The sequence below is a fragment of the Rhodococcus sp. 06-235-1A genome (assembly GCF_002258785.1).
Taxonomy (GTDB): domain Bacteria; phylum Actinomycetota; class Actinomycetes; order Mycobacteriales; family Mycobacteriaceae; genus Rhodococcoides.
Map to the genome: position 1 here is coordinate 1 of NZ_NOYI01000037.1, position 23101 is coordinate 23101.

Consider the following 23101-nt stretch of genomic DNA (forward strand, 5'->3'; position numbering starts at 1 on the left):
GGAGCGGGGGCGTGCAGCGGGGTGGGCGCGGGCGCGGTCAGGCGTTTTCGTCGGATCCCAGGAGCGCGGAGATCATGCCCGGCGCCAGGGCGACTGCAGGCAAGGCGTTGACATTGAGGTCGATGAGTTCCTCGCGGCTGATGTGCGGATCCCGGAGCCAGGTGATGGTTGCTTCCTCCACGAAGGCGATCCAGCCGCGGACGGCGAGGTCGATGGTGGGGGTCACGTCCATGTCGAGGCCGGCGAGTTGGACGAGGGTGCGCTCGGCCATGGTGGTGCGGGTCTGCTCGAACACCTCACGCATCAGGGGATCTCCGCTCGCGGTACCGCGAAGCAGGGAGATGAAAGTGTCGCGCTTCTCGGCGACGTAATCGACGTAGTTGGCGATGGAGTCGCGCAGGATCTCGAAGGGTTCGAGTTCGGGGTCGGGGGCGGTGCGCTCGATCATCGACCGGGATGCTTCGCGAACTATTTCGAGGTGAAACTCCTGCTTGGACGAAAAATAGTGGAACAGTAGGCCTCGGGAGACACCTGCCTGGTCCGCTATGTCCTCGACCGAGATCTGCTCGAGGGGGCGGTCGGCGAGCATTTCGGTGCCGAGCTCGATCAGTTGGGCTCGTCGTTGCTCCGGACTGAGCCTGGTCCTCTTCGTGGTCGATGCGCCGGGACTGTTCACGATCGCCATGCAACCACCCTACTGAATATTAGTCAATAACTATTGACTCACGCTCAATAAGCTTCTACGCTCCCCTACATGAGTCTTCCCGTAACAGATACTTCGGACCGTGCAACGACGCCGCGTCACGTCGATACGCTGATCATCGGCAGCGGATTCGCCGGCCTCGGTGCCGCCATCAAGCTGACGAAGGCAGGCAAGAAGGACTTCGTCGTCATCGAACGCGGCCACGACGTGGGCGGCACCTGGCGCGACAACACCTACCCCGGTGCCGCCTGCGACGTGCCGTCGCACCTGTACTCGTACTCGTTCGCCCTGAATCCGGACTGGACTCGGTCGTTCTCCACTCAGCCCGAGATCCAGAAGTACATCGCCGGGGTGGCCCGCAAGTACGGCGTCATGGACAAGCACGTGTTCGGCACGGATGTGACCTCGGCCCGCTGGAACGCCGAGACCAACCGTTGGGATGTCGAGACCACGTCCGGCAACTACACCGCAAAGATCGTCGTCTCGGCCGTCGGCGCGCTGTGTGAGCCGAACCTGCCCGACATCAAGGGCATTCACGACTTCAAGGGCGACGTCTTCCACTCCGCCCAGTGGAACCACGACGTCTCTCTGGCAGGCAAGCGTGTCGCCGTCATCGGCACCGGCGCGTCGGCGATCCAGATCGTGCCCGCCATCGCAGGCCAGGTGCAGCATCTCGACGTGTACCAGCGCACCGCGCCGTGGATCCTCCCGCGCGCCGATCGGCCGTACACCAAGCTCGAGCGCTTCGCCTTCAAGCACGTCCCCGGGTTCCAGCGCCTCTCACGCGCCGGCATCTACGCGATGCGGGAGACCCAGGTCGTCGGTCTGGCCAAGGCTCCGGCCTTCATGAAGCCGCTGCAGTGGGCGTCGGAGAATCACCTGCGCACCCAGATCAAGGACAAGGCCCTGCGCGCCAAGGTGACGCCGAACTTCCGCATCGGCTGCAAGCGCATGTTGATCTCGAACGCGTACTACCCGGCGCTTGCCCAGAGCAACGTCGACCTCGTCACCGACGGCATCGCCGAGGTGCGCGAGGGCTCCATCGTGACCAAGGACGGCACCGAGCGCCCGATCGACGCGCTCGTCGTCGCCACCGGCTTCCACGTCACCGACTCCCCTGCCTACCAGGGCATCACCGGCAAGGACGGCCGCACGTTGGCCGAGACCTTCGACGACGGTGGCCAGCAGGGCTACAAGGGCGCAGCGGTCGCCAACTTCCCCAACATGTTCTTCCTGGTGGGGCCGAACACCGGACTCGGACACACCTCGATGGTCTTCATGATCGAGTCGCAGATCAACTACCTGGTCGACGCGCTGAACACCATCGACAAGCACGACATCGGCACCATCGAGGTGCGCAAGGATGTGCAGGACGAGTACAACGTGACGCTGCAGGACCAGCTGTCCAAGAGCGTCTGGATGAACGGCGGGTGCGCCAGCTGGTACCTCGACAAGCACGGCAACAACACGACACTGTGGCCGGGCTTCACGTTCGAGTTCCGCAGAATCACCAAGCAGTTCGATCTGGATGCGTACCGTAGCGTCGCCAGCGCAGACCTCTCCTCCGGATCGTCGGCACACACCGGCACCGGCAACAACACAGACAAGGTGGCCGCTCGATGAGCACATTCACAGGCAAGGTAGCCGTCGTCACCGGCGCGGGTTCGGGAATCGGCCGGGCATTGGCCCTCGAGCTGGCCGGGCGTGGAGCGAAGTTGGCACTGTCCGACGTCGACACCGCCGGTCTCGACGAGACGGTCCGACGGGTCGAGGCACTGGGTGCCGAGGTCAAGTCGGATTTCCTCGATGTGTCCCAGCGCGAGACCGTGCTGGACTACGCCGAGGCCGTCGTCGCGCACTTCGGCAAGGTCAACCAGATCTACAACAACGCCGGTATCGCGTACCACGGTGACGTCGACAAGTCCTCGTTCAAGGACATCGAACGCATCGTCGACGTCGATTTCTGGGGAGTCGTCAACGGCACCAAGGCATTTCTGCCGCACATCCAGGCCTCCGGCGACGGCCACATCATCAACATCTCCAGCCTCTTCGGCCTGCTGGCGATCCCTTCGCAGTCCGCGTACAACGCAGCGAAGTTCGCCGTACGTGGGTTCAGCGAGTCACTGCGCATGGAAATGCTGATCTCCAGGGCACCGGTGAAGGTGACCGTCGTCCACCCCGGCGGCATCAAGACCGCCATCGCGCGCAACGCCACCGTCGCCGAGAACTACGACCAGGCGGACTTCGCGAAGTTCTTCGACACGAAGCTCGCCAAGACCACCCCGCTCGACGCGGCCAAGACCATCCTCAAGGGTGTCGAGAAGGGCAAGGGACGCGTGCTGATCGGCTCCGATGCGATCGCCCTCGATCTGCTGCAGCGCATCACCGGCTCGCGATACCAGGGCCTGATCGTCGCCGTCTCCAGGCGCGCGCTGCCGCGCACCAAGAAGTAGGCGAGCACCGACCATGAAGTCCTTCTACGTTCCCCTACCGATCGTCGCGGCTGCGTTGAAGCCGTTCTATCGCGTCGCGCTGAATTCGCGGTTCTCGTTTCGGACGCAGCGGCTGATCCTCGAAGCCGCAGCTCCGGTGCAGACGCTTCCGCACGGAACGGTCTCGCAGAAAATGACACTCGCGGGCCGCAAGGCCGAGCGCGTCACCGTCGGGGCAACCGAACGCGACACCGCAATCCTCTACCTGCACGGTGGCGCGTACACGATCGGATCCATCAACACGCACCGGTCACTGGCTGCACATCTCGCCCGGGAATCGGCCAGCGCCGTCTACGTACTCGATTACCGGTTGGCACCGGAGAACCCGTACCCGGCAGGTCTGGACGACGCCGTGGCGGCGTTCCGCGAGCTGGTTCGTGTCCACGGCTTCACCGCGGACCGCATCGCGATCGCGGGCGATTCGGCCGGTGGCGGTCTCACGGTGGCCACCGCCCGGCGGCTGGTGGACGACGGGACCAGCCCGGCTGCGCTCGGTCTGATCTCGCCCTGGGTCGATCCCGGCGCGCGCGACGCCGCCAAGGACCGCGATCTGGTGGTCAACACCGGCTGGTCCTACAGCTCGGCCGACGCGTATCTGGGTTCGGGTGATCCGCTGGACCAGGGTTTCGCCCCGTTGCTGGGAAACCTGGACGGGCTGCCGCCGATCGTCATGCACGTCGGCACCGACGAGGTGCTGTACGCGCAGATCACTGCGTTCGCGGACAAGCTGCGCCTGTCGGGCGTGGAGCTCGAACACGTGGAGTACAAGAAGCTCTGGCACGTGGCCCATCTACAGGCATCGATCCTGCGGGAGGCGGCCCAGGCCGTCCATCACATGGGCTCGTACCTCGGCCGCAAGCTCCGGGCAGCACAGCCGATCACCGCGTCAGAGGTTGTGCTCACCGAGCCAGCGACCGGCGACATCGCCTGACGGAACGCCGCTGCGGACCTCGCCGATCATGTCGGCGAGGTCCGCTGTCGTCAGCTCCCCCGCCACCACCGAGAACGACCTGAGCGCACTCTCGTCGAGCACTCCGTTGGAATAGAGCGGCACCACATTCTGCGCTGGGTAGACGCTGTCGTCATCGGGCAGCGTCGTCAGGTCTTTCGCCAGCGGGCCGAACGACGCGGTGCGGATCGCGAGTGCAGTCACCGCCCCGGAATTCAGCTCGTCGACCGCGAACTGCGCGTCCGGGTACACCATGAACTCCGAGAAGCTCGCCCCGGTGAAGGTGGGCTCCGATCGCGGAAGGATATTCACCACATCCAACGGATCCACTTCGCCCTCTACCGTGCCGATGGTCGCCTCCTCACCGAACACGACGTCGCGGGGTGTGTCTGTCGACGTCGATCCCGACGCCACCGCGATGGCGATCCGATCCTCGGCCGTCGCATAATCTCCCACCGACAACCCGGCCGGCAGCGACCGGTTCAGTTCGGTGTACACGTCCTCGGCCTCTGTTGCCGCGGACAGAGTGTCGAAGGTGCGCAACAGCTCTCCGGTCAGGTCGGGGACCATCGTCACCTCACCGCGGTCCAGCGCTGCGAGGTAGTCGGCCCGATCGCCCAGGTCTTCCTTCACCTCGACGTCCGCTCCCGTCGACCGCAGTCCCCCGGCGTAGATCTCAGCGAGCAATTGGGAGATGTCCGAACTGCCGGATCCGACGACGATGGGCGTAGCTGCGGGCTCGGTCGACGTGGCCGCACTGCAGCCGCCGAGCAATCCGGCGATCGAGATCACCGCGACCGTGGCCAGAACCGACGAACGCACTGTCATTTTCTCCTGTTCACTGCCCGGGTGGTTTACCGATCAGGGCCGCGGGGCACTAGTGCGAACGAGACGGTAGTCGATCCAACCTTATGGGCACGCTGAATTCGACTACCATCCCGAGCAGCCCGAGTCCTGGTTTCGGCGATGCACCCGCAGCCCGTCTGCGGTCGTCGGAGATGGGTAGGACTGTGCCCGAACCGATGGAAGGACACCATGACCACCTCCCGAATCACGCGCGCGTTCTCCGCACCGAGGGCAGTCGCAGCCGTTGCCGCACTCGCTCTCTCGGTCACCGCTCTGACCGCCTGCGGCGGAAATTCGGATCCACTGTCCAGTGGCGGCGGCGAGAGCAACAGCGACACCAACTCCATCATCATCGGCTCGGCCAACTTCCCCGAGTCCGAGACCGTGGCGAACATCTACGCCGAGGCGCTGCGTGCCAACGGTTTCGACGTGAGCACCAAGCTCAACATCGGCAGCCGTGAGGCCTACATTCCCGCAGTGCGAGACGGATCGATCGACCTGATTCCCGATTACACCGGAAACCTGTTGCAGTACTTGGACGAATCCGCGACCGCCACGTCCTCCGAGGACGTCCTGGCAGCTCTGCCTGCGGCTCTCGGCGACGACCTCACCGTGACGGCCCAGGCCCCCGGCGAGGACAAGGATGCCGTCGTCGTCACTCGTTCCACGGCGACCGAGCGCAACCTGACCACCATCGGCGACCTCGCTCCGTTCTCCTCCGAGGTGACCTTCGCCGGTACCCCGGAATTCCAGGAGCGCGTCGGCGGCCTGCCCGGTCTGCGAGACAAGTACGGTCTGGACATCGCGGCAGGCAACTACGTTCCGATCTCGGACGGCGGCGGACCGGCAACGGTCGAGGCTCTCGTCTCCGGCCAGGTCGTCGCCGCGGACATCTTCACCACCTCGCCCGCGATCGCGCAGAACGATCTGGTTGTCCTCGAGGATCCGGAGAACAACTTCGCCGCCCAGAACATCATCCCGGTGCTGCGCACGGCCAAGCAGTCCGACAAGCTCACTCAGGTTCTCGACGCCGTATCGGCTCAGATCACCACCGAGGAGCTGATCGCATTGAACACCTCGGTCTCGGGTGACGAGAAGGTCGAGCCGGCGGCAGCAGCAGCGGCATGGGTCAAGGACAAGGGCCTGGACCAGCCGGTCAGCTGATGATCACCTTCGAGCACGTCAACAAGACGTATCAGGACGGAACCACAGCGGTCGACTCCTTGGACCTGGTGATCGAGCCACACTCGTTCACCGTGTTCGTGGGGCCGTCCGGCTGCGGCAAGACCACGTCGATGCGGATGATCAATCGGATGATCACGCCCACCTCGGGCGTCATCACGGTCGACGGTCGCAACATCGCCGATACCGACGCGGTGAAATTGCGTCGAGGCATCGGCTACGTGATTCAGAGTGCCGGGTTGCTGCCACATCGCACCGTCGTCGACAACGTCGCCACGGTGCCGGTGCTCAACGGGCAATCCCGGCGCGCGGCCCGAAAGGCCGCGCTCGACGTCCTCGAGCGAGTTGGGCTGGACCCGGCCTTCGCCTCGCGCTACCCGGCACAACTGTCCGGTGGCCAGCAACAGCGTGTGGGAGTGGCCCGAGCACTGGCAGCCGACCCGCCGATCCTGCTGATGGACGAGCCGTTCAGTGCCGTGGATCCGGTGGTACGTGAGGATCTGCAAACCGAGATGCTCAGGCTCCAGGCCGACCTGAAGAAGACCATCGTGTTCGTCACCCACGACATCGACGAAGCCGTGCGGCTCGGCGACCACATCGCGGTGTTCGGGCCACAGGGACGTCTGCAGCAGTACGACAAGCCGGAGACCGTCCTCGCGGCCCCGGCGACACCCTTCGTGGCGTCGTTCGTCGGCCGCGATCGCGGATACCGAGGCCTGTCGTTTCGATCGGCTCAGTCGGTGACGATGCACCCGATCCAGACGGCCGCGCAGGACGAGGTGGCCGGGCTGAGACTCGCGCAGGGGCAATGGGTTCTCGTGGTGGACTCACAGCGCCGTCCGCTCGGGTGGATCGACGCCACCGGCGTCGAGAAGGTGCGGAGCGGCGGGAGCATCGACGACAGCACGGCCGCCGGAGGGTCGCTGTTCCTCGAGGGCGGCGATCTGCGTCAGGCACTGGATTCGGCGATCTCGTCGCCGTCGGGAATCGGTGTCGCGGTCGACTCCTCCGGGGCGGCCGTCGGCAGCGTCGACGGTGCCGAGATACTCGAAAACCTTGCTGCACAACGCAAGTCCGAGGACGAGGAGCGCAACCGACACCACTTCCTCGCGACCGGGGACACCGAACAGTGACCTGGCTGTTCGACAACTTCGATGTCGTTCTCGGCTACACGAAGACGCACCTGTATCTCTCGCTCGTCCCGCTGTTCGTCGGACTGCTGATCGCCATCCCGTTGGGCACCGTCATTCGTAACACCCGCTGGGTTCGGCGAATCACTTTGACAGTGGCCAGTATTGCGTTCACTCTTCCGTCGCTGGCACTGTTCGTCACCATCCCGGCAGTGGTGGGTCTCCCCGTTCTCGATCCGCTGAACGTCGTGATCGCTCTCGCCGTCTACTCGACTGCACTGCTGGTGCGCGCTGTTCCCGAAGCACTCGACTCGGTTCCGTTCGCCGTCGTCGATTCGGCCGAGGCCATGGGGTATTCGACCCTACGACGAGCAGTGACCGTCGAACTGCCACTGGCACTTCCGGTGCTCATCGCCAACATCAGGGTCGTCGCGGTCACGAACATCTCACTGGTCTCGGTGGGCTCGGTGATCGGTATCGGCGGCCTCGGTCAGCTGTTCACGCAGGGCTACCAGCGTGACTACCCCGACCAGATATTCGCGGGCATCATCTCGATCGTGTTCCTGGCGCTCGTGTTCGACGCGGCCCTGTTCCTACTCGGTCGTCGGCTCACCCCGTGGACGCGCCTCGGCACGGGTTCGTCGAAGAAGAAGGCGCGCGCATGAATCTGTTCTCGGAGGCGTTCTCTTACATCCTCGACGGCGGAAACTGGTCCGGGCCAACGGGAATCGGCGCTCGGCTGATCGAGCACATGTGGTACAGCTTGCTGGCGGTGTTGCTCTCGGCTGCGATCGCGGTGCCGATCGGACTGCTGATCGGCCATCTGCGCCGCGGTGAGGCCGTCATCGTGGGGCTCGTCAATGCGCTGCGTTCACTGCCCACCCTGGGCATCCTGGTGTTCCTGGTCCTGGTGATCGGGTTGGGGCTGATCCCACCGATCATCGCGCTGGTACTGCTCGGGATTCCGCCGCTGCTGGCCGGCACGTACTCCGGCATCGCCAACGTCGACGCGAATGTGGTCGACGCCGCCCGGGCGATGGGGATGACCGAAACCCAAGTGCTGCTGCGGGTCGAGATCCCGAATGCGCTGCCCCTGATCCTCGGCGGGTTGCGCAACACCACCCTGCAGATCATCGCCACGGCGACCATCGCGGCCTACGTCAACCTCGGTGGGCTCGGCCGCTACATCTTCGACGGTCTCGCGCTGTACGACTACGGCCGCGTTCTGGTCGGCGCGATTCTGGTGGCCGTGCTGACCCTCGTCGTCGACGGCGTGCTCGCCCTCGCGGTGTGGACGTCCGTTCCTGGAACCGGTCGCCTGCGGCGGATGCCCACCGGACTCGCGAAAGTCTGACCGACCCGCCGACGAAAGACACCGGCGAACCGCAGGCCCGGGTGGGGGCCGGGTTCGCCGGTGTTTCTTCCGTTTTCCTACGCGACGCCCTCGGCTCGCGCTGCTGCCGCAACTGCGTCCGCAACGGCCGGGGCGACACGAGGATCGAGCGGGCTGGGCACGATTTTGTCCGCAGCCAACTCGTCGCCGAGAACCGAGAGGATTGCCTCGGCAGCGGCGAGCTTCATGCCCTCGGTGATACGGCGTGCGCCGGCGTCGAGCGCGCCCTTGAACACACCGGGGAAAGCGAGAACGTTGTTGATCTGGTTCGGGAAGTCGCTGCGTCCGGTCGCGACGATGGCGGCGTACTTCTTCGCCACCTCCGGGTGGATCTCCGGATCCGGGTTGGACAACGCGAACACGATGGAGTTCGCGGCCATCGAGGCGATGTAGCCCTCGTCGACCTTGCCTGCGGACAGACCGAGGAACACGTCGGCTCCGGCCAATGCCTCGGCCGCTCCACCGGACAGTGCACGCGGATTGGTGCGCGCAGCGAGATCGGTCTTGACGCCGTTGAGGTCCAGGCGATCGGAGGAAACGATCCCCTTGGAGTCCAGCACCACCACGTCCGGGATGCCGGCCAGAAGGAGCATGTTGGCGCAGGCGACGCCCGCTGCGCCGGCACCGGAGACGACAACCTTCAGCTCGGACGTGCTGCGGCCCTGCACCTTCGCGGCCCCGTTGAGCGCGGCGAGGACGACGATGGCGGTGCCGTGTTGATCGTCGTGCATCACCGGGCATTCGAGCGCCTCGATGACGCGGCGTTCGATCTCGAAGCAGCGTGGCGCCGAGATGTCTTCGAGGTTGACGGCACCGAAGCTGTGCCGCATCCGCACGATGGTCTCGACGATCTCGTCGACGTCGTTGGTGTCGAGCACGATCGGGATGGAGTCGAGGCCTGCGAACTTCTTGAACAGTGCGGCCTTGCCTTCCATCACCGGCAACGACGCGCGCGGACCGATGTCGCCCAAGCCGAGCACCGCGGAACCGTCGGAGATGACGGCGACGAGGCGGTCCGTCCAGGTGTATCGCTTGGCCAGGGACGCATCGGCGGCGATGGCGCGGCTGACCTGCGCCACTCCGGGGGTGTAGGCGATCGACAGATCGCGCTGGGTGTCGAGCGGTGCGGCCAACTCGACCGACAGCTTGCCGCCGAGATGCCCGGCGAAGATCTCCTCGTCGGTGATTGCCGCCGGCCCGGCCGGTGCGGTGTGTGGTGCTGCGGTGTCTTCGACTGCCGTCACGGTGAAAGCTCCTCGCACTGTCTGTCGACCTCGACCAGCAAGGCGACGCATGTCAACGAAGTGATGATGGTGGGGATGAGGGCAATCGGAGTGCGCCAGTGCTGGCTGCAAACTGCCGAGAGCGTGTCTCGCATGTGAGGCGGGTGCGCCTGCACGATCAGCGATGGGCTGTGGCCCTGTCGGTGCCTCAGTGTGCCACATCGCCGCCCCACCTGACCACAGAGTCAGGAACGGGTGCTCATTGCCACCATTGTGTCCACAACACGAGGCCCGTGGCGACGAAGACCACGATCGCGCCGAGGAATGCGGAGAATCCGCGACGGTGATCGGTGATGCGCTGCGCGATCACGGCAACGACGGCGGCGGCGATATGGGCGGCCACCGAGAGACCGCCCGGACCCGGAAACCCGCGAGAATGTCCCAGATATTGAGTGACGGCAACGGCGATCGCGAGCACCACCAGCCCCGCGGTGACGGTACCGCTGATCCCGCGCAGAAAGCGGAGCCCGAACGACGCCCGGGTCATCCGCCGGCCACGAATCCGCGGACCGATTCCGCGATCAACTGCACGGCGATCGCGGCCAGCAACAGACCTGCGATACGTGCCAGCAACGAGATGCCACCTTCACCGAGAAGCCGTATCAAGACCGTCGAGAATCGAAGCACCAGGAAGAACAGAAGATGAATGGTGATGATGCCCAATGCGATCGCGACGAGAGATCCGACGTGACCGTCGGCCTGACTGACGTAGACGATCACCGCGGCGATGGCACCGGGACCGGCCATCAGCGGAGTTCCGAGCGGCACGAGTGCGACGTTGACGTCCTCCGCGGCGCCGTCGCCTCCCGCACCCTTGCCGGTGAGCAGCGACAGTGCGATGAGCAGGAGCAGCAAGCCGCCCGCACCCTGCAGCGCCGGAATCCCGATATGCAGATAATTCAGGATTGCCTGGCCGCCGATCGCGAACACCGAGATGACGGTCAGCGACACCGCGGGGGCCTGCCAGGCCGCCTTGTTGCGGGCTTCCTTGCTCTTGCGGCCGACCAGTGACAGGAACACCGGGATCGCGCCCGGTGGGTCCATGATGACGAACAGGGTTATCAGCACCGTCAGATAGAGCGTCACGTCGAATGTCATGCGCGGGCCGCCGCAACCAGTCGGTCGAATTGTTCTGGGGCAGTGGTGAATTCGCCCAATTTCACGGTCTTGTTGGTGCCGTGGTAATCCGAGGATCCGGTGACGATCAGGTCCAGTTCGGCGGCGAGATCGGCCATCACCGCGGTGTCCTCCGGTGAGTGGTCCATGTGATGCACCTCCACTCCGCCGAGCCCCGACTGCGCCAACTCACGAATGTGGTCGAGGTCGAGGATGCGGCCGCGGGCGCGAGCTCTCGCGTGCGCGAGCACACTGACACCGCCCGCCGCTGCGATCATGTCCACCGCAACCTCGAGCGGTGTGTCGACCTTCTCCACGTAGTACTTGCCGCTCGTCGCCAACGGACCGGCGAACGCAGCGTCCATGTTGGGAACGTATCCGGCGTCGATCAGAGCACGGCCCAGGTGCGGTCGTCCGGCCGCCTCCCCTGCCGAGGCAAGCACCGCGTCGGGATCGATCGGCAACCCGTCGGCCGCCATGTTCTCGGCAATGGCACGCAACCGAGTCACCCGCTCTCCCCGTAGGCGAGCGCGCTCCCTCGCGAACGCCTCGTTCGCGGGGTCGAACAGGTACGCGAGCAGGTGCACGGGAACCGGCCGCCCGTCCTCGCCTCGTCCGGTGCACGAGAGTTCCATACCGCGCACGAGTGTCAGACCATACGGCAGTGCCGCGGACGCCTCGTCCCAACCCGACGTGGTGTCGTGGTCGGTGAGAGCCACCACCGACAGCCCCGCCGCGGACGCCGCGCGGACCAGCTCGGCAGGGCTGTCGGTGCCGTCGGACGCCGTCGAATGGGTGTGGAGATCGATGAGCACCTTCGACAGTGTTCCAGGCCCACTCTCTCGTCGTTTTGCAGGCGTACGATTGCGCGCCATGCCGTCCCTTCCCCCTCGACCGTCGCTCCCGTCGCTGCATCGACGAGGACCAAAGGCGGAACACGATCCTGGCCCCCGAATTCCGGTACCCACGGCTCGCGCGATCGTCGACTGCGCGGTCTACGTCGACGGCGTTCGACTGCCCGGCAGATTCACTCATACCTCGGCCATCGCCGAGGTGCGATCCCGCGGTGATGGATTCGTATGGGTAGGCCTGCACGCGCCCGACGACCATCAGATGAACGCGATCGCGCAGTGCTACGGACTGCACGAATTGATGGTCGAGGACACTGTGCATGCACACCAGCGGCCCAAGCTCGAGCGCTACGACGACGTCGCGTTCCTGGTGCTGCGGACGGTGAAGTACGTCGAGCACGAGTCGGTGACGACAGCCAACGAGATCGTCGAGAGCGGCGAGATCATGGTGATGGTCGGCCGCGACTTCGTCATCACCGTCCGCCACGGTGAGCATTCGGGGTTGGCCGGCGTGCGCCAGCGCCTCGAGGCGAACCCCGAACAGCTCGCGCTCGGCCCGTCGGCGGTGCTGCACGCGGTGGCCGACCACGTCGTCGACGAATATCTCGCCGTGACCGATTCGATCGAGCGGGACGTCGACGGCATGGAGGAGGAAGTGTTCTCCCCGCACCACCACGTCCCCATCGAGAACATCTATCTGCTCAAACGCGAGGTGGTCGAGCTGCGTCGATCGGTGACGCCACTGTCGACTCCGCTGGCGCGTCTGGTGCAGGAACCGAGCGTCCCCAAAGCGGTGCGACGCTACCTCCGAGACGTGCAGGACCATCACACGACGGTCGCCGAACGCATCTCGGAGTACGACGAGGTGCTCAGTTCTCTGGTCGACGCGGCGTTGGCCCGAGTGACCATGCAGCAGAACCTGGACATGCGCAAGATCTCGTCGTGGGTGGCGATCGCAGCCGTGCCGACCATGGTCGCGGGCATCTACGGAATGAACTTCGACAACATGCCCGAGCTGCACTGGACGTACGGATATCACCTGATGGTGGCAGTCGTGCTGTGCGTGTGCATCGGCCTGTGGCGCACGTTCCACAAGAACGACTGGCTCTAGCAACTGGGCCCGGTTGGGCGATGTCCAACCGGATCGAGCGGTCGTTGGTGATTGCCCCGACTGCTCCCTCGTGATGAACCCGTCGGTTCGTCCCGGATGAGACTGCAGAAGTCCTGCAATGTCATCCGGAAGGGATCGATGAGAATCCGCACGCTGGTACTGGCTCTGGCCGTCGCCGTGATCTGTTCGTCCGCGCCGGGGGCCGCGTCGGCTCGGCCGGTTCACGCCGATCCCGCCGGCCCGCCGCTGACCGTCGCGCAGGCCGATCTCGACAAAGCCCTCACGTGTACAACGGATCTGCACGACGCCACCCGCGATCCGGTTCTGCTCACCCCGGCGTTCGCCACCGATCAGCAATCGTTCGGCTGGAACTACCTGCAGTCGCTGCCTGCGATCGGAATCCCGGTGTGCAGCCTCTCGCTCCCGGACGCCGGGTACGGAGACCTACAGATCTCCGCCGAGTACGTGGTGAACGCGGTTCGTACGATGGCCGCCGACAGTGGCCGCAAGGTGGTCATGATGGGTCATCAGCACGGTCCGCTGAACGAACTCTGGGCGTTGACGTTCTGGCCGGATCTGCCTGCCCTGGTGTCGGATGTCATTTCCCTCGCCACCCCGTACAACGGGACCGATTCGGCCCGACGCGGCTGTGACGACTCGCAGGACTGCCCGCCGGCGAACTGGCAGATCGCCACCGGATCGAAGTTCCTGACCGCATTGGCTGCCCGCCCCCTGCCGGTAGGCCCCGGCTACACCTCGATCTTCACGCGATTCGACGAATTGATCTATCCGCAACCGCGCGCGAGCACCCTCGCCGGAGCCTCGAACATCGCCGTTCAGGACGTCTGTCCGCTCCGGCCGGTGGAGCACTTCACGATTCTCGGCGACAACGTTGCGTACAACATCGTCCTCGACGCACTCGATCACGACGGACCTGCTGTGCGCTCACGCATTTCGGACAATCTGTGCTTCACGGTCAGCATGCCGAACGTGCGCTCCACCACGGGATCCGCGACGAACGGGTTGAAATTCCTGCTCCAGGTGCCCCAGCATTTCGAGGACGACTCCGTGGGTAGCGAGCCAGAGTTGGCGTCCTACGCGCGATGACGACGGTCAGAGACTGGCTGCCGACCGATTCGGATCGCGGACGTCGATTCCCGCCTCGGCCCAGGCCTCACGCAGCGCATCGGCTCCGCGTAGCCGCACCCAGGCGGCCTCGGTACCGGTGAGAGGGACGGCGGCCAGAAAGCGAACCGGATCGTAGGGCTCGGGCAGAGTCAGGTCCGCGATGTCGCTCGCGCCGAGCAGAACGGCCGTGAACGGCGCGTTGGTCCACAGCGGCTCGCTCAGGTCGAGCAGGGCATCCTCGACGAGTACGACGCCTTCCACCGCGGGAGAGGCAGCCAGCACAGCCAGGGACTTGTGCACGCCCGACGCCACGCCTGCCCCACCTCGGAGCGTCAACACCAGTTCGGCACGGGGACCACGCGAGGGATCGGCGACCAGTTCGTTGGGGTCGGCCATGGGGTGCCGGGAGCAGCCGAGACTGACGTACCGGACCACATCGGAGTCCGCGCCGAATCTCAGGACGTCCAGCGGCTCGAGACCGAGAAACGTCACCGATGCCGACGACGGACTGTCGTCGCCGATCTCGGCCACCAGATGTGCGCGTACCGCTGCAATCACACTGTCGCTCACGTGACCCATCCAACACTGTCGCTCACCTGACCCATCCAACACCACCGATGCCCGAGAAGTCCGTTCGGAGGTGCCGCCACACCCGGGGTGGGTACCGTCGTACCCGTGGTCTCCGTTCTCGCAGTTGCCGACGAAACGATCGAATCCCTGTGGAGTCCGCAGGTGAAGTCGCTCGGGGTGGACCTGATTCTCGGCGCGGGTGACCTCCCGTTCGATTACCTCGAGTACCTCACCGACGCGTTGAACGCGCCATGCGTGTTCGTTCCGGGCAACCACGACGCGGACCTCACCGGATACTCGGCCGGGCGCGCGGGATGGATGCGTGCCGGGCTGCCCACCACCTGGCCCGGACCGGTCGGTGCCGTCAACGTCGATCGCCGAATCGTCTCTGCGGCGGGCCTGCGGATCGCCGGTCTCGGCGGGTCCATCCGCTACAACGGTGGACCCAATCAGTGGACCCAGCGGCAGCAGCGACGCCGATCGCGCACCCTTACTCGCACCTTCGCGTGGCATCGCAACGTACGCAAAGACCAACGGCCGCTCGATATTCTGCTCACCCACAGTCCGCCGCTCGGTGTCGGTGACGACACCGACCCCGCGCACATCGGCTTCGACTGCCTCGACGAGGTGACGCGCCGACTGTCTCCGCAGTTGTTGCTGCACGGTCACATTCATCCGCACGGAGCTACCCCGGAGGATCTGACCCTGCACGGCGCGACGGTGATCAACACCGTCGGATACACCCTGCTCGACATCGAACCGGGCGGACCGAGCCAGGACATCGAGGCACCGAAGATCGTGAGGCGCAGACATGGCACGTGACACCGGATTTCCGGCGGCCGACGCGGAGAACGACTTCACCCGCCAACGCCGACGCGCCGACGTCGCACGTCTGGTCGGGTGGCTCCGGCGTCAACCCGACGACGTCAACACCATCCTGCCGTTCGACGAGGTGGTCGCCGCCCTCGGCAAGGTGGGCGAGCGCCACCTCGGTCTGCAGGTGATCCGGGTCGACACCATCGTCGGAAGCGTCGACCGCACACGCGATTTCGACCGTTTCTTCCGCCCGACCTCGGCCCGCATTCGTGAGCGCTGGCAGCGACTGGCGGCAGCTCAGCGCCGCGGTGAGGCAATGCCGCCGATCCAGGTGTACCGCATCGGTGGAATGCATTTCGTCGTCGACGGCCATCATCGCGTGTCCATCGCATTCGCCATGCACCGCACGACGATCGACGCCATTGTCACCGAGATCATCACCCGCATCTCACCCGAGGGCATCACCCGACGCGGCGATCTGCTGATCAAGGACCACCGTCGCATCTTCCTCAGCCGGGTGCCGTTGGTCGGCAAGGCCCGCGAGGCCGTACAGGTGACCGATCCCTTCGACTACGCCCAACTCAGCGAGTCGGTCGAGGCGTGGGGCTTCCGGCTGATGCAGGAGGTCGGGGAATTCGTCGACCGCGGTACCGTCGCGCGCCGTTGGTTCGGTGAGGAGTACCTGCCGGTGGTGCGCATGGTGCGCGCGGCCGAGATCCTCGAGGACCGCACCGACGCGGAGGCGTACCTGTGGATGAGCCGCGAACGCTACCGCCTGGTGCGCGAACACGTGTGGAACGACGAGATCGTCAGCGAACTCCGACAGAAAGCGCTGGGCAAACCCACCCGGCCGTAGTACCGCCCGTGTCGATGCTCGGCCGTCGTGGCAGCCCCGGCTCACTTCCCTGATGCACCGATCTCTGATAGTTACTTAGATGCGTTCATCATTTTAATTTTTCGGTTCCATCGAATAGTCGATACGTAACGAGGTCGTTCTTTCATGTCCACCCGCCGCATACTGCTGCCCGGACTCTGTTTCATCGTCATGACTCTGGCCGTTCTGCAAACGATGGTGGTCCCCATCGTGTTGACCATCGGCACCCAACTCGGGGTCAGCACCACCGCCGCCGGATGGGTACTGACGGCCAACCTCCTCGCGGCGGTGATCGCCACCCCGGTCATCGGTAGGCTCGCCGACCTGCACGGTAAGCGTCCGGTGCTGATCGGTGTGCTCACCGTCGTCCTCGCCGGATCTCTGCTCGCGGCCCTGACTCACTCGTTGCTGTGGCTGATCGTCGGCCGGGTCCTGCAGGGCGTGTCCTACGCACTGTTCCCCATCGCGCTTGCCGTCCTTCGTGACGAGATGCCTCCTCGAAAACTCGTGGGCTCGATGGCCGTCCTGTCCGGCACACTCGGCGTCGGCGGCGGGTTCGGACTGGTGTTGACCGGGCTGCTGACGGCCAACGGTGCCGACTACCACCGCGTGTTCTGGCTCACCGTTGCGTTCGTCGTGCTCGCCCTCGCGATCGCCTGGTTCGGTGTACCGGCGCGTCCGAGAACCAGCGGCGGTTCAGTCGACTGGTGGGGAGCTGCACTGCTCGCGGTGACCCTGCTTCTGCTCTTCCTCGCCCTGACCCAGGGCCGCACGTGGGGGTGGGGTTCGATTGCCACCATCGGCTGCGCGGTCGTCGGTGTCGTCGCGGGAGCCATCTGGTGGAACTTCGAGAAGCGCGCCGACGAGCCACTCGTCGCACCCCGCATGCTCACCCACGGACCGTTGCTCGCCACCAACGTCGCCACCCTGTTCGTCGGTATCGGGATGTTCGTCAATTTCCTCGCCTGCTCGTACTTCGTGCAGACACCACGAGCCGTGGCCGGCTACGGCTTCACCGCGAACGTGCTCGAGGCGAGCGTTGTCTATCTGCTGCCCGGCGCGGCGGTCGGAGTAGTCGCCGCCGTCGTCAGCGGCCGTCTCATCCGGTCGTTCGGGCCGCGCCGAGTACTGATCGCAGGAGCCGTGATCGGGCTGTTCGGATTCGTCTTCGTCGCACTCGCCCACGATCACACCTGGCAGCTGATCACCGCAGGCATCGTCATCAACCTGTTCGTCAGTCTTGCGTTCGCTGCCCTGCCGAACCTGCTCATGGCAGAGGTCAGCGCAGCGGACACCGGGGTGGCGAACAGCGTCAATTCGATCGTCCGGACAGTCGGTACCTCGATTGCCAGTGCCACGCTGTCCACCGTCCTGGCCATGTTCACCATCGACGGGACGGCCGTTGCCCGCGAGAGCGTGTACACCGCAGCGTTTGTCGCAGGCGCGGTGGCCTGCCTCGTCGTCGTACTCGCGGCGCTGGCGATCAGGAGCACCCCCGCCGCTCGGGAATCGGTGCGAGTGGCCGAGTCCGAGCCGACCACCACGTCGAACATGCCGGTGTAGAGCCTGCGGCATGTGCGCGAAACTTCGTAGCCCACTACGAAGTTCCGTGCACATGCGCGCAGCGCTCTCTACAGCGTCAGGTTGGCACCCGAGGCCTGGTCGAAGACCGAGATCTTGGCCGGGTCGAACCACAGTTCCACCTGACCGCCCTCGGCGGCCTTGGACTCGGCGGCCAGACGCGCAACCACCTGTGCGCCACCGAGATCGGCGATACCAGCGTCGGCTGCCAGTTCCTGAAGCTCACTGGATTCGACGCGGGCACCCTTGAGGGTGAAGTAGACGTACTTGTCGCTGCCCATCGACTCGAGCACGTCGACGGTGGCGGTGAAGGTGGCACCGCTCATCTTCTGGTAGCCGTCGATCAGGGCTGCGTCCTCGAAGTGCTCGGGGCGGATGCCGACGACCACCTCGCGGCCCGGGTTCTTGGCCTTGATCGCATCCATCCGCTCGAGCGGGATGTCGATCTCACCGAGCGCGGTGGACACACCGTTCGAGGTGAGCTGCCCGGGAACGAAATTCATCGAGGGCGATCCGATGAAGCCGCCCACGAACAGGTTTCGCGGCTTGTCGTAGAGCTCCTGCGGGGATCCGATCTGCTGCACCAGCCCGCCGCGCAGAACCACGACGCGATCGCCGAGGGTCATCGCCTCGGTCTGATCGTGCGTGACGTAGACGGTGGTGGTGCCGAGCCGCTTCTGCAGCCGCGAGATCTCGGCGCGCGTCTGCACGCGCAGCTTCGCGTCGAGGTTGGACAGCGGCTCGTCCATCAGGAACGCCTTGGGTGTGCGAACGATGGCGCGGCCCATGGCAACTCGCTGTCGCTGACCACCGGAGAGATTCGCCGGCTTGCGATCGAGGTGCTGGCTCAGGTCGAGGATCTTGGCTGCCTCTTCGACCTTGGTGTTGATCTCGGACTTCGAGAGCTTCGCCAGCGTCAGCGGGAAGGCGATGTTCTGCCGCACCGTCATGTGCGGGTACAGCGCGTACGACTGGAACACCATCGCGATGTCGCGATCCTTCGGTGCCCGCTCGTTGACCCGCTCCCCCGCGATACGCAGCTCTCCCGAGGAGATGTCCTCGAGACCCGCGATCATGTTGAGAGTGGTGGACTTTCCGCAACCTGACGGACCGACGAGGATGATGAACTCGCCGTCGGCGATGGTGATGTCGACGTCGCTGACGGCAGCCGCGCCGTCGGGGTAGAGCTTGGTGACTTTGTCGAGAACGATTTCGGCCATGACGGTTATCCCTTCACTGCGCCGGACGTCAAGCCCGCCACGATACGTCGTTGGAAGAAGAGCACAAAAATGATGATCGGGATCGTGATGACGACTGCTGCCGCCGCGATCGACCCTGTTGGCTCCTCGAACTGAGAGCTACCGGTGAACTGTGAGATGGCCGCCGGGACGGTGACCGAACGCTCCGTCGCCGTCAACGAGATGGCGAGAAGAAGGTCGTTCCAGGCGAAGATGAACACCAGGATCGCTGCGGTGACGATGCCCGGGGCAGCCAGTGGGGCAATGACTTTGCGGAACGCCTGTGCGGGCGTTGCGCCGTCCATCTTCGCTGCTTTTTCGAGCTCCCACGGAATCTCGCGGAAGAACGCCGAGAGGGTGTAGATCGCCAACGGCAACGCGAAGGTGATGTACGGAATGATCAGTCCCGGCCAGGTGTCGAACAGTCCCAGCGAACGGGAGATGTCGAACAACGGTGTCACCAGTGAGATCTGGGGGAACATCGCGATCAGCAGAGCCGCACCGACGAGCGCCTTCTTCCCCGGGAAATCCAGGCGAGCAACGGCATACGCGGCCATCGTGCCGATCACCACGGCGATGACCGTGGTGATCAGACCGATTCCGATGGAGTTCACCAGCGCCGAGGTGAACTGGTTCGTCTGGAAGATGCCCTTGTAATTGTCGAAGGTGATCGAACGCGGAATGAAGTTGCCGTCGGCGATCGTTGCCGTCGATTTGAACGAGAGGCTGATGATCCACAGCAGCGGAACCAGTGCGTAGAGCAGGACGAGGACGTTGACTACCGTCCAACCGACCTTCTTGCGAGGCGTAACAGTGGTCATTACTTGCGGCCTCCGTCGTCGGATCCCGGTGCCGAGGCACCGAACAGCTTGATGAACACGAACGCGATGATCGCGACGCAGAAGAAGATCAGGATGCTGATCGCCGACCCGAGTCCGAGGTTGAACGCTCCGAACAGGTTGTTGTAACCGAGAATCGAGACCGATCCGGTTTCGTTGCTCCCTCGGGTGAGTACGTAGATGTTGTCGAAGATGCGGAACGCGTCGAGGGTGCGGAAGAGCACCGCGACCAGAATCGCCGGCTTCATCAACGGAATCGTGATGCGCATCAACCGGGTCCACGCGCCAGCTCCGTCGACCTCGGCTGCCTTGAGCAGGTCGTCGGGCACCAGCGCCAGCCCGGCCAGCAGCAGCAGCGCCATGAACGGCGTGGTCTTCCACACCTCGGCCAACACGACGATCGCCAGTGACGGGAACTGCTCGGTGAGCGGAGCACTACCGTCGGGCAGCAGATTGGCGAGATAGCCCGTGCCGGGGGTCCACGCGTAGTACCAGCTGTACGCGGCGGCGACGGTCACGATGCCATACGGGATGAGCACCACGGTGCGCACGAGTCCGCGACCGAAGATGGTGCGGTGCATGACCAGAGCCACCGCCAGGCCGAGGATGAACTCGATGATGACCGAGATGATCGTGATGCCCGCCGTGACGCCGAACGCCGTCCACCAGTAACCGTCTGAGAGGACGGTGACGTAGTTGGAGATGCCGACGAATTCACGGTCCTCGGGGAACGCGAGGTTGTACTTCTGCAGGCTGAGCCAGAACGCGTAGATGATCGGATAGCCGGTGACCGCGATCATCAGGATCGCCGCCGGTGCGACGAGCAGCAATCCCAGGCGACGTTCTGCCTTCTTGCCGTCGGAGACGTTCTTCAGGGCTGCCTGCTTGTCCACAGGCTGCGACTGAGGTTGTGACTCGGTAGGAGCACTCATGGAATCAACCCTTCGGAATTGACGGCCTTGGTGACCAGATCTGCGAGCTTGTCCACGTCGGCTACCGGATCGATGCTCTGCGGCGGGTTGAGCGCATCGGTCAGCAGAATCGAAATGCTCTGGTAGGCAGGCGATACGGGTCGGACTGCCGCCGATTCGATGGATCCGAGAACGCCTTCCCATGCGGGATAGACGGCCTGGAACTCGGGATCGGAGTACAGCGACTTCAGCACCGGCGGCACGCCACCGTCGACGGCGTTGTTGCGCTGGTTCTCCTCGTTGGTGAGGCACTCGACGGCCTCCCACGCGAGATCCTCGTGCTGGGTGGTCTTGGCGACGCCGATGTTGAATCCACCGATGGTGACCTTCGCGGGCTCGCCCGGATTCACCTCGGGGTAGGGAGCACTGCGGAAGACCTCAGCGATCCGCGCGTCCTGCTGGTCGGCAGGCACGTTCGCGAGATCGAGGAACGAGACGGCACCTGCGACGGCGTTCTCCTTCAGACCGGGCAACACGAAGGGGTAATTGACCTGGAAGGCCATCCGTCCCGATTCCATGCCCAGTCGGGCGGTTGCCTCGTCGCTCTGCGAGACCGACGGATCGTGGCCGTCTGCCGTGGCCACCCGCTTGATGATTTCGAGCGCCTTCTCGGTGGCAGCGCGGTGTTCGGGAGTGTCGTTCAGCGTCACCGTCGTTCCGTCTTCTCCGACGACCGACCCACCCGCGCTCTCGAGCAGCGAGTTGAACCACACCATGAAGCCCTCGTACTGCTTGGCCTGGACGCCGATCTGTGCGGGCTTGCCCGCGGCCGCATTGGCCTCGGCCACGTCGATCAGCTGGTCCCACGTCTGCGGGGGCACCCCGTCGGGAACCTCGTCCGGCCGGTACCAGAGCAACTGGGTGTTGGAATTGAGCGGAACTGCGTACAACTGGTCCTGCCATTCCGCGGTGGCGAGCGGACCTTCGAGTGTGGAGCCGTCGCGCAGCTTCGCAGAAAGGTCTGCGGGGACGGGCAATGCCCATCCCGCCTCGGCGAACTCGGCGGTCCACACCACGTCGAGCGTCATCAGATCCAGCGTCTTGTCGTTACCCGCGAGACGCCGCGCGAGCTGGAGGCGCTGGTCGTTGGCACTCTTGGGCAGCGTCCGCTGCTCCACCCGGTATCGGCCGTTGGAGGCGTCCGAACACACCTGTGCCGCAGCGGCGTACTGCTCTGCGCCGTCTGCGGCAGTGTAGAAACTCAGAACCGGTACCGAACTGTCGGACGAACCACACGCTGCGAGCAACGGACTCGTGACCAGAGCCGCTGCTGCCAACACCCCTATCCTCGTTGCTCTTCCACGCCTACGACCACAATGTCTCGGCACTTTCCGCCTCCGTACGTTCAGTTACTCGCGCAGCACACTGTGTGGGACTGCCGTGCACGAAAGAAACGTAACCGAACTCACTGGCATCGAGGGCGATTTGGGGCTATTCCGTTACCTGTCGGTTGCCTGGTCGTCCACCAGGTGTGATCAGATCGACAGTTTGGCGAGCAAGTCGCGTGCTTTCTCCGCGGTTCGGGGCTCGCAGAGTACGTCGTATCGGCCCGCGACCAACTGCATGCTCGACGCGAAATCTCGCTGCCCCTTGGTGGCCGCGTACGGAATGGACGCCGAGATCAGGCCGAAGATGATGCCACCGCCGACGCCGATGAGCAGCGCTCCGAAGATGTTCTCACTGAAGATTCCGAGCACCAGACCGAGGAAGACTCCCAGCCATGCGCCCGAAACAATGCCTCCACCAATGACTTTCGGCCACGTGAGGCGGCCGAGGACGCGCTCGACCTGCATCAGATCGACGCCGACGATCGTCACGTCCTGCACCGAGAACTCTTCGTCGGAGAGGTAGTCGACGGCGCGCTGAGCCTCGGCGTAGGTGGGGTACGAACCGATGGGCCAGCCGGAGGGCGGCGTCGGCAGGCCCTGCCCTGGGCGACCGGACTGCGAGAGGGGATTGGTCATGACTCCATTGTGCCCCGAAACGGACACTCGGCACACCCATTGTTCTGTCCGCGAACGTGACGAC

24 protein-coding genes are annotated in these 23101 nt (G+C 64.9%); 12 read left to right on the forward strand and 12 right to left on the reverse strand.

Going from position 1 to position 23101, the window contains the following annotated elements; genetic code table 11:
• Nucleotides 1-37: 37 nt before the first annotated feature.
• A complete protein-coding gene (locus tag CH275_RS28835; protein ID WP_094681499.1) occupies nucleotides 38-685 on the reverse strand; it encodes a TetR/AcrR family transcriptional regulator in 648 nt (215 codons plus the stop codon).
• 69 nt (nucleotides 686-754) lie between these two features.
• Here CH275_RS28835 and CH275_RS28840 point away from each other — a divergent pair, with 69 nt between their 5' ends.
• The 3 genes from CH275_RS28840 to CH275_RS28850 are packed head-to-tail and all read left to right on the forward strand — an operon-like array spanning nucleotide 755 to nucleotide 4126.
• The gene (locus CH275_RS28840) at nucleotides 755-2326 is read left to right on the forward strand and encodes a flavin-containing monooxygenase (RefSeq protein ID WP_094681500.1); all 1572 of its coding nucleotides are present in this window, start codon (nucleotides 755-757) and stop codon (nucleotides 2324-2326) included.
• Complete coding sequence (locus CH275_RS28845) at nucleotides 2323-3156, forward strand: SDR family NAD(P)-dependent oxidoreductase (RefSeq protein ID WP_094681501.1); 834 nt, start codon at nucleotides 2323-2325, stop codon at nucleotides 3154-3156. The genes CH275_RS28840 and CH275_RS28845 overlap by 4 nt, the downstream gene beginning before the upstream one ends.
• A gap of 13 nt (nucleotides 3157-3169) precedes the next feature.
• On the forward strand, nucleotides 3170-4126 hold the full coding sequence (locus tag CH275_RS28850) for an alpha/beta hydrolase (RefSeq protein ID WP_094681502.1): 957 nt from the start codon (nucleotides 3170-3172) through the stop codon (nucleotides 4124-4126).
• On the opposite strand, the gene CH275_RS28855 is transcribed toward CH275_RS28850, so the two are convergent.
• Nucleotides 4082-4972: a glycine betaine ABC transporter substrate-binding protein gene (locus CH275_RS28855; protein ID WP_094681503.1), complete on the reverse strand. Its 891-nt coding sequence runs from the start codon at nucleotides 4970-4972 to the stop codon at nucleotides 4082-4084. The two genes, CH275_RS28850 and CH275_RS28855, sit on opposite strands and share 45 nt — an antisense overlap.
• Before the next feature lie 207 nt (nucleotides 4973-5179).
• Here CH275_RS28855 and CH275_RS28860 point away from each other — a divergent pair, with 207 nt between their 5' ends.
• Genes CH275_RS28860 through CH275_RS28875 form a run of 4 tightly spaced genes read left to right on the forward strand, consistent with a single transcriptional unit; the run spans nucleotide 5180 to nucleotide 8656 of the window.
• Entirely contained in the window at nucleotides 5180-6154 is a 975-nt protein-coding gene (locus CH275_RS28860; protein WP_094681504.1) for an ABC transporter substrate-binding protein, read from the forward strand.
• Entirely contained in the window at nucleotides 6154-7305 is a 1152-nt protein-coding gene (locus CH275_RS28865) for an ABC transporter ATP-binding protein (protein WP_094681505.1), read from the forward strand. The genes CH275_RS28860 and CH275_RS28865 overlap by 1 nt, the downstream gene beginning before the upstream one ends.
• Nucleotides 7302-7967 carry an ABC transporter permease gene (locus tag CH275_RS28870; protein WP_032403036.1) on the forward strand — a complete coding sequence of 222 codons (666 nt, stop codon included), beginning with the start codon at nucleotides 7302-7304 and terminating at the stop codon, nucleotides 7965-7967. Before CH275_RS28865 ends, CH275_RS28870 begins: the two co-directional genes overlap by 4 nt.
• On the forward strand, nucleotides 7964-8656 hold the full coding sequence (locus tag CH275_RS28875; RefSeq protein WP_094681506.1) for an ABC transporter permease: 693 nt from the start codon (nucleotides 7964-7966) through the stop codon (nucleotides 8654-8656). The genes CH275_RS28870 and CH275_RS28875 overlap by 4 nt, the downstream gene beginning before the upstream one ends.
• Before the next feature lie 77 nt (nucleotides 8657-8733).
• Here the strand turns inward: CH275_RS28875 and CH275_RS28880 are convergent, their stop codons facing one another.
• From CH275_RS28880 to CH275_RS28895, 4 genes are all read right to left on the reverse strand, one after another.
• Nucleotides 8734-9990 carry an NAD(P)-dependent malic enzyme gene (locus tag CH275_RS28880; protein ID WP_373453757.1) on the reverse strand — a complete coding sequence of 419 codons (1257 nt, stop codon included), beginning with the start codon at nucleotides 9988-9990 and terminating at the stop codon, nucleotides 8734-8736.
• 187 nt (nucleotides 9991-10177) lie between these two features.
• On the reverse strand, nucleotides 10178-10465 hold the full coding sequence (locus tag CH275_RS28885) for a hypothetical protein (protein WP_179276403.1): 288 nt from the start codon (nucleotides 10463-10465) through the stop codon (nucleotides 10178-10180).
• Nucleotides 10462-11076, reverse strand: coding sequence for a MarC family protein (locus tag CH275_RS28890; protein WP_094681508.1), 615 nt, complete (start codon nucleotides 11074-11076; stop codon nucleotides 10462-10464). The genes CH275_RS28885 and CH275_RS28890 overlap by 4 nt, the downstream gene beginning before the upstream one ends.
• On the reverse strand, nucleotides 11073-11909 hold the full coding sequence (locus tag CH275_RS28895; protein ID WP_094681509.1) for a PHP domain-containing protein: 837 nt from the start codon (nucleotides 11907-11909) through the stop codon (nucleotides 11073-11075). Before CH275_RS28895 ends, CH275_RS28890 begins: the two co-directional genes overlap by 4 nt.
• A gap of 58 nt (nucleotides 11910-11967) precedes the next feature.
• On the opposite strand from CH275_RS28895, the gene CH275_RS28900 reads away from it, so the two are divergent.
• A complete protein-coding gene (locus CH275_RS28900; protein ID WP_094681510.1) occupies nucleotides 11968-13056 on the forward strand; it encodes a magnesium and cobalt transport protein CorA in 1089 nt (362 codons plus the stop codon).
• A 138-nt stretch (nucleotides 13057-13194) separates the two neighbouring features.
• On the forward strand, nucleotides 13195-14163 hold the full coding sequence (locus tag CH275_RS28905) for an esterase/lipase family protein (RefSeq protein WP_094681539.1): 969 nt from the start codon (nucleotides 13195-13197) through the stop codon (nucleotides 14161-14163).
• A gap of 6 nt (nucleotides 14164-14169) precedes the next feature.
• Here the strand turns inward: CH275_RS28905 and CH275_RS28910 are convergent, their stop codons facing one another.
• Nucleotides 14170-14763, reverse strand: a complete 594-nt coding sequence (locus CH275_RS28910; protein ID WP_094681511.1) for a suppressor of fused domain protein — start codon at nucleotides 14761-14763, stop codon at nucleotides 14170-14172.
• A 96-nt stretch (nucleotides 14764-14859) separates the two neighbouring features.
• Here CH275_RS28910 and CH275_RS28915 point away from each other — a divergent pair, with 96 nt between their 5' ends.
• From CH275_RS28915 to CH275_RS28925, 3 genes are all read left to right on the forward strand, one after another.
• Entirely contained in the window at nucleotides 14860-15576 is a 717-nt protein-coding gene (locus tag CH275_RS28915) for a metallophosphoesterase family protein (RefSeq protein ID WP_094681540.1), read from the forward strand.
• Nucleotides 15566-16426 carry a chromosome partitioning protein ParB gene (locus CH275_RS28920; RefSeq protein ID WP_094681512.1) on the forward strand — a complete coding sequence of 287 codons (861 nt, stop codon included), beginning with the start codon at nucleotides 15566-15568 and terminating at the stop codon, nucleotides 16424-16426. The genes CH275_RS28915 and CH275_RS28920 overlap by 11 nt, the downstream gene beginning before the upstream one ends.
• 144 nt (nucleotides 16427-16570) lie before the next feature.
• Entirely contained in the window at nucleotides 16571-18007 is a 1437-nt protein-coding gene (locus CH275_RS28925; protein ID WP_094681513.1) for an MFS transporter, read from the forward strand.
• A 68-nt stretch (nucleotides 18008-18075) separates the two neighbouring features.
• Here the strand turns inward: CH275_RS28925 and CH275_RS28930 are convergent, their stop codons facing one another.
• From CH275_RS28930 to CH275_RS28950, 5 genes are all read right to left on the reverse strand, one after another.
• Nucleotides 18076-19245 (reverse strand): ABC transporter ATP-binding protein, encoded by a 1170-nt coding sequence (locus CH275_RS28930; protein WP_032375915.1) that lies wholly within the window; start codon nucleotides 19243-19245, stop codon nucleotides 18076-18078.
• Between the two features lie 5 nt (nucleotides 19246-19250).
• On the reverse strand, nucleotides 19251-20084 hold the full coding sequence (locus CH275_RS28935; protein ID WP_094681514.1) for a carbohydrate ABC transporter permease: 834 nt from the start codon (nucleotides 20082-20084) through the stop codon (nucleotides 19251-19253).
• Nucleotides 20084-21034 (reverse strand): carbohydrate ABC transporter permease, encoded by a 951-nt coding sequence (locus CH275_RS28940; RefSeq protein ID WP_094681515.1) that lies wholly within the window; start codon nucleotides 21032-21034, stop codon nucleotides 20084-20086. The genes CH275_RS28935 and CH275_RS28940 overlap by 1 nt, the downstream gene beginning before the upstream one ends.
• A complete protein-coding gene (locus tag CH275_RS28945; RefSeq protein WP_094681516.1) occupies nucleotides 21031-22353 on the reverse strand; it encodes an ABC transporter substrate-binding protein in 1323 nt (440 codons plus the stop codon). The genes CH275_RS28940 and CH275_RS28945 overlap by 4 nt, the downstream gene beginning before the upstream one ends.
• A 195-nt stretch (nucleotides 22354-22548) precedes the next feature.
• Nucleotides 22549-23037 carry a general stress protein gene (locus tag CH275_RS28950; protein ID WP_008714301.1) on the reverse strand — a complete coding sequence of 163 codons (489 nt, stop codon included), beginning with the start codon at nucleotides 23035-23037 and terminating at the stop codon, nucleotides 22549-22551.
• Nucleotides 23038-23101: the final 64 nt, after the last annotated feature.

What these genes read in the sequence shown, in the direction of transcription:
- CH275_RS28910 (WP_094681511.1), bottom strand. Translation starts at nt 14,763, where the DNA reads ATGGGTCACGTGAGCGACAGTGTGATTGCAGCGGTACGCGCACATCTG.
- CH275_RS28845 (WP_094681501.1), top strand. Translation starts at nt 2,323, where the DNA reads ATGAGCACATTCACAGGCAAGGTAGCCGTCGTCACCGGCGCGGGTTCG.
- CH275_RS28935 (WP_094681514.1), bottom strand. Translation starts at nt 20,084, where the DNA reads ATGACCACTGTTACGCCTCGCAAGAAGGTCGGTTGGACGGTAGTCAAC.
- CH275_RS28875 (WP_094681506.1), top strand. Translation starts at nt 7,964, where the DNA reads ATGAATCTGTTCTCGGAGGCGTTCTCTTACATCCTCGACGGCGGAAAC.
- CH275_RS28890 (WP_094681508.1), bottom strand. Translation starts at nt 11,076, where the DNA reads ATGACATTCGACGTGACGCTCTATCTGACGGTGCTGATAACCCTGTTC.
- CH275_RS28855 (WP_094681503.1), bottom strand. Translation starts at nt 4,972, where the DNA reads ATGACAGTGCGTTCGTCGGTTCTGGCCACGGTCGCGGTGATCTCGATC.
- CH275_RS28920 (WP_094681512.1), top strand. Translation starts at nt 15,566, where the DNA reads ATGGCACGTGACACCGGATTTCCGGCGGCCGACGCGGAGAACGACTTC.
- CH275_RS28885 (WP_179276403.1), bottom strand. Translation starts at nt 10,465, where the DNA reads ATGACCCGGGCGTCGTTCGGGCTCCGCTTTCTGCGCGGGATCAGCGGT.
- CH275_RS28880 (WP_373453757.1), bottom strand. Translation starts at nt 9,990, where the DNA reads ATGCGTCGCCTTGCTGGTCGAGGTCGACAGACAGTGCGAGGAGCTTTC.
- CH275_RS28950 (WP_008714301.1), bottom strand. Translation starts at nt 23,037, where the DNA reads ATGACCAATCCCCTCTCGCAGTCCGGTCGCCCAGGGCAGGGCCTGCCG.
- CH275_RS28860 (WP_094681504.1), top strand. Translation starts at nt 5,180, where the DNA reads ATGACCACCTCCCGAATCACGCGCGCGTTCTCCGCACCGAGGGCAGTC.
- CH275_RS28905 (WP_094681539.1), top strand. Translation starts at nt 13,195, where the DNA reads ATGAGAATCCGCACGCTGGTACTGGCTCTGGCCGTCGCCGTGATCTGT.
- CH275_RS28835 (WP_094681499.1), bottom strand. Translation starts at nt 685, where the DNA reads ATGGCGATCGTGAACAGTCCCGGCGCATCGACCACGAAGAGGACCAGG.
- CH275_RS28900 (WP_094681510.1), top strand. Translation starts at nt 11,968, where the DNA reads ATGCCGTCCCTTCCCCCTCGACCGTCGCTCCCGTCGCTGCATCGACGA.
- CH275_RS28865 (WP_094681505.1), top strand. Translation starts at nt 6,154, where the DNA reads ATGATCACCTTCGAGCACGTCAACAAGACGTATCAGGACGGAACCACA.
- CH275_RS28850 (WP_094681502.1), top strand. Translation starts at nt 3,170, where the DNA reads ATGAAGTCCTTCTACGTTCCCCTACCGATCGTCGCGGCTGCGTTGAAG.
- CH275_RS28925 (WP_094681513.1), top strand. Translation starts at nt 16,571, where the DNA reads ATGTCCACCCGCCGCATACTGCTGCCCGGACTCTGTTTCATCGTCATG.
- CH275_RS28840 (WP_094681500.1), top strand. Translation starts at nt 755, where the DNA reads ATGAGTCTTCCCGTAACAGATACTTCGGACCGTGCAACGACGCCGCGT.
- CH275_RS28940 (WP_094681515.1), bottom strand. Translation starts at nt 21,034, where the DNA reads ATGAGTGCTCCTACCGAGTCACAACCTCAGTCGCAGCCTGTGGACAAG.
- CH275_RS28930 (WP_032375915.1), bottom strand. Translation starts at nt 19,245, where the DNA reads ATGGCCGAAATCGTTCTCGACAAAGTCACCAAGCTCTACCCCGACGGC.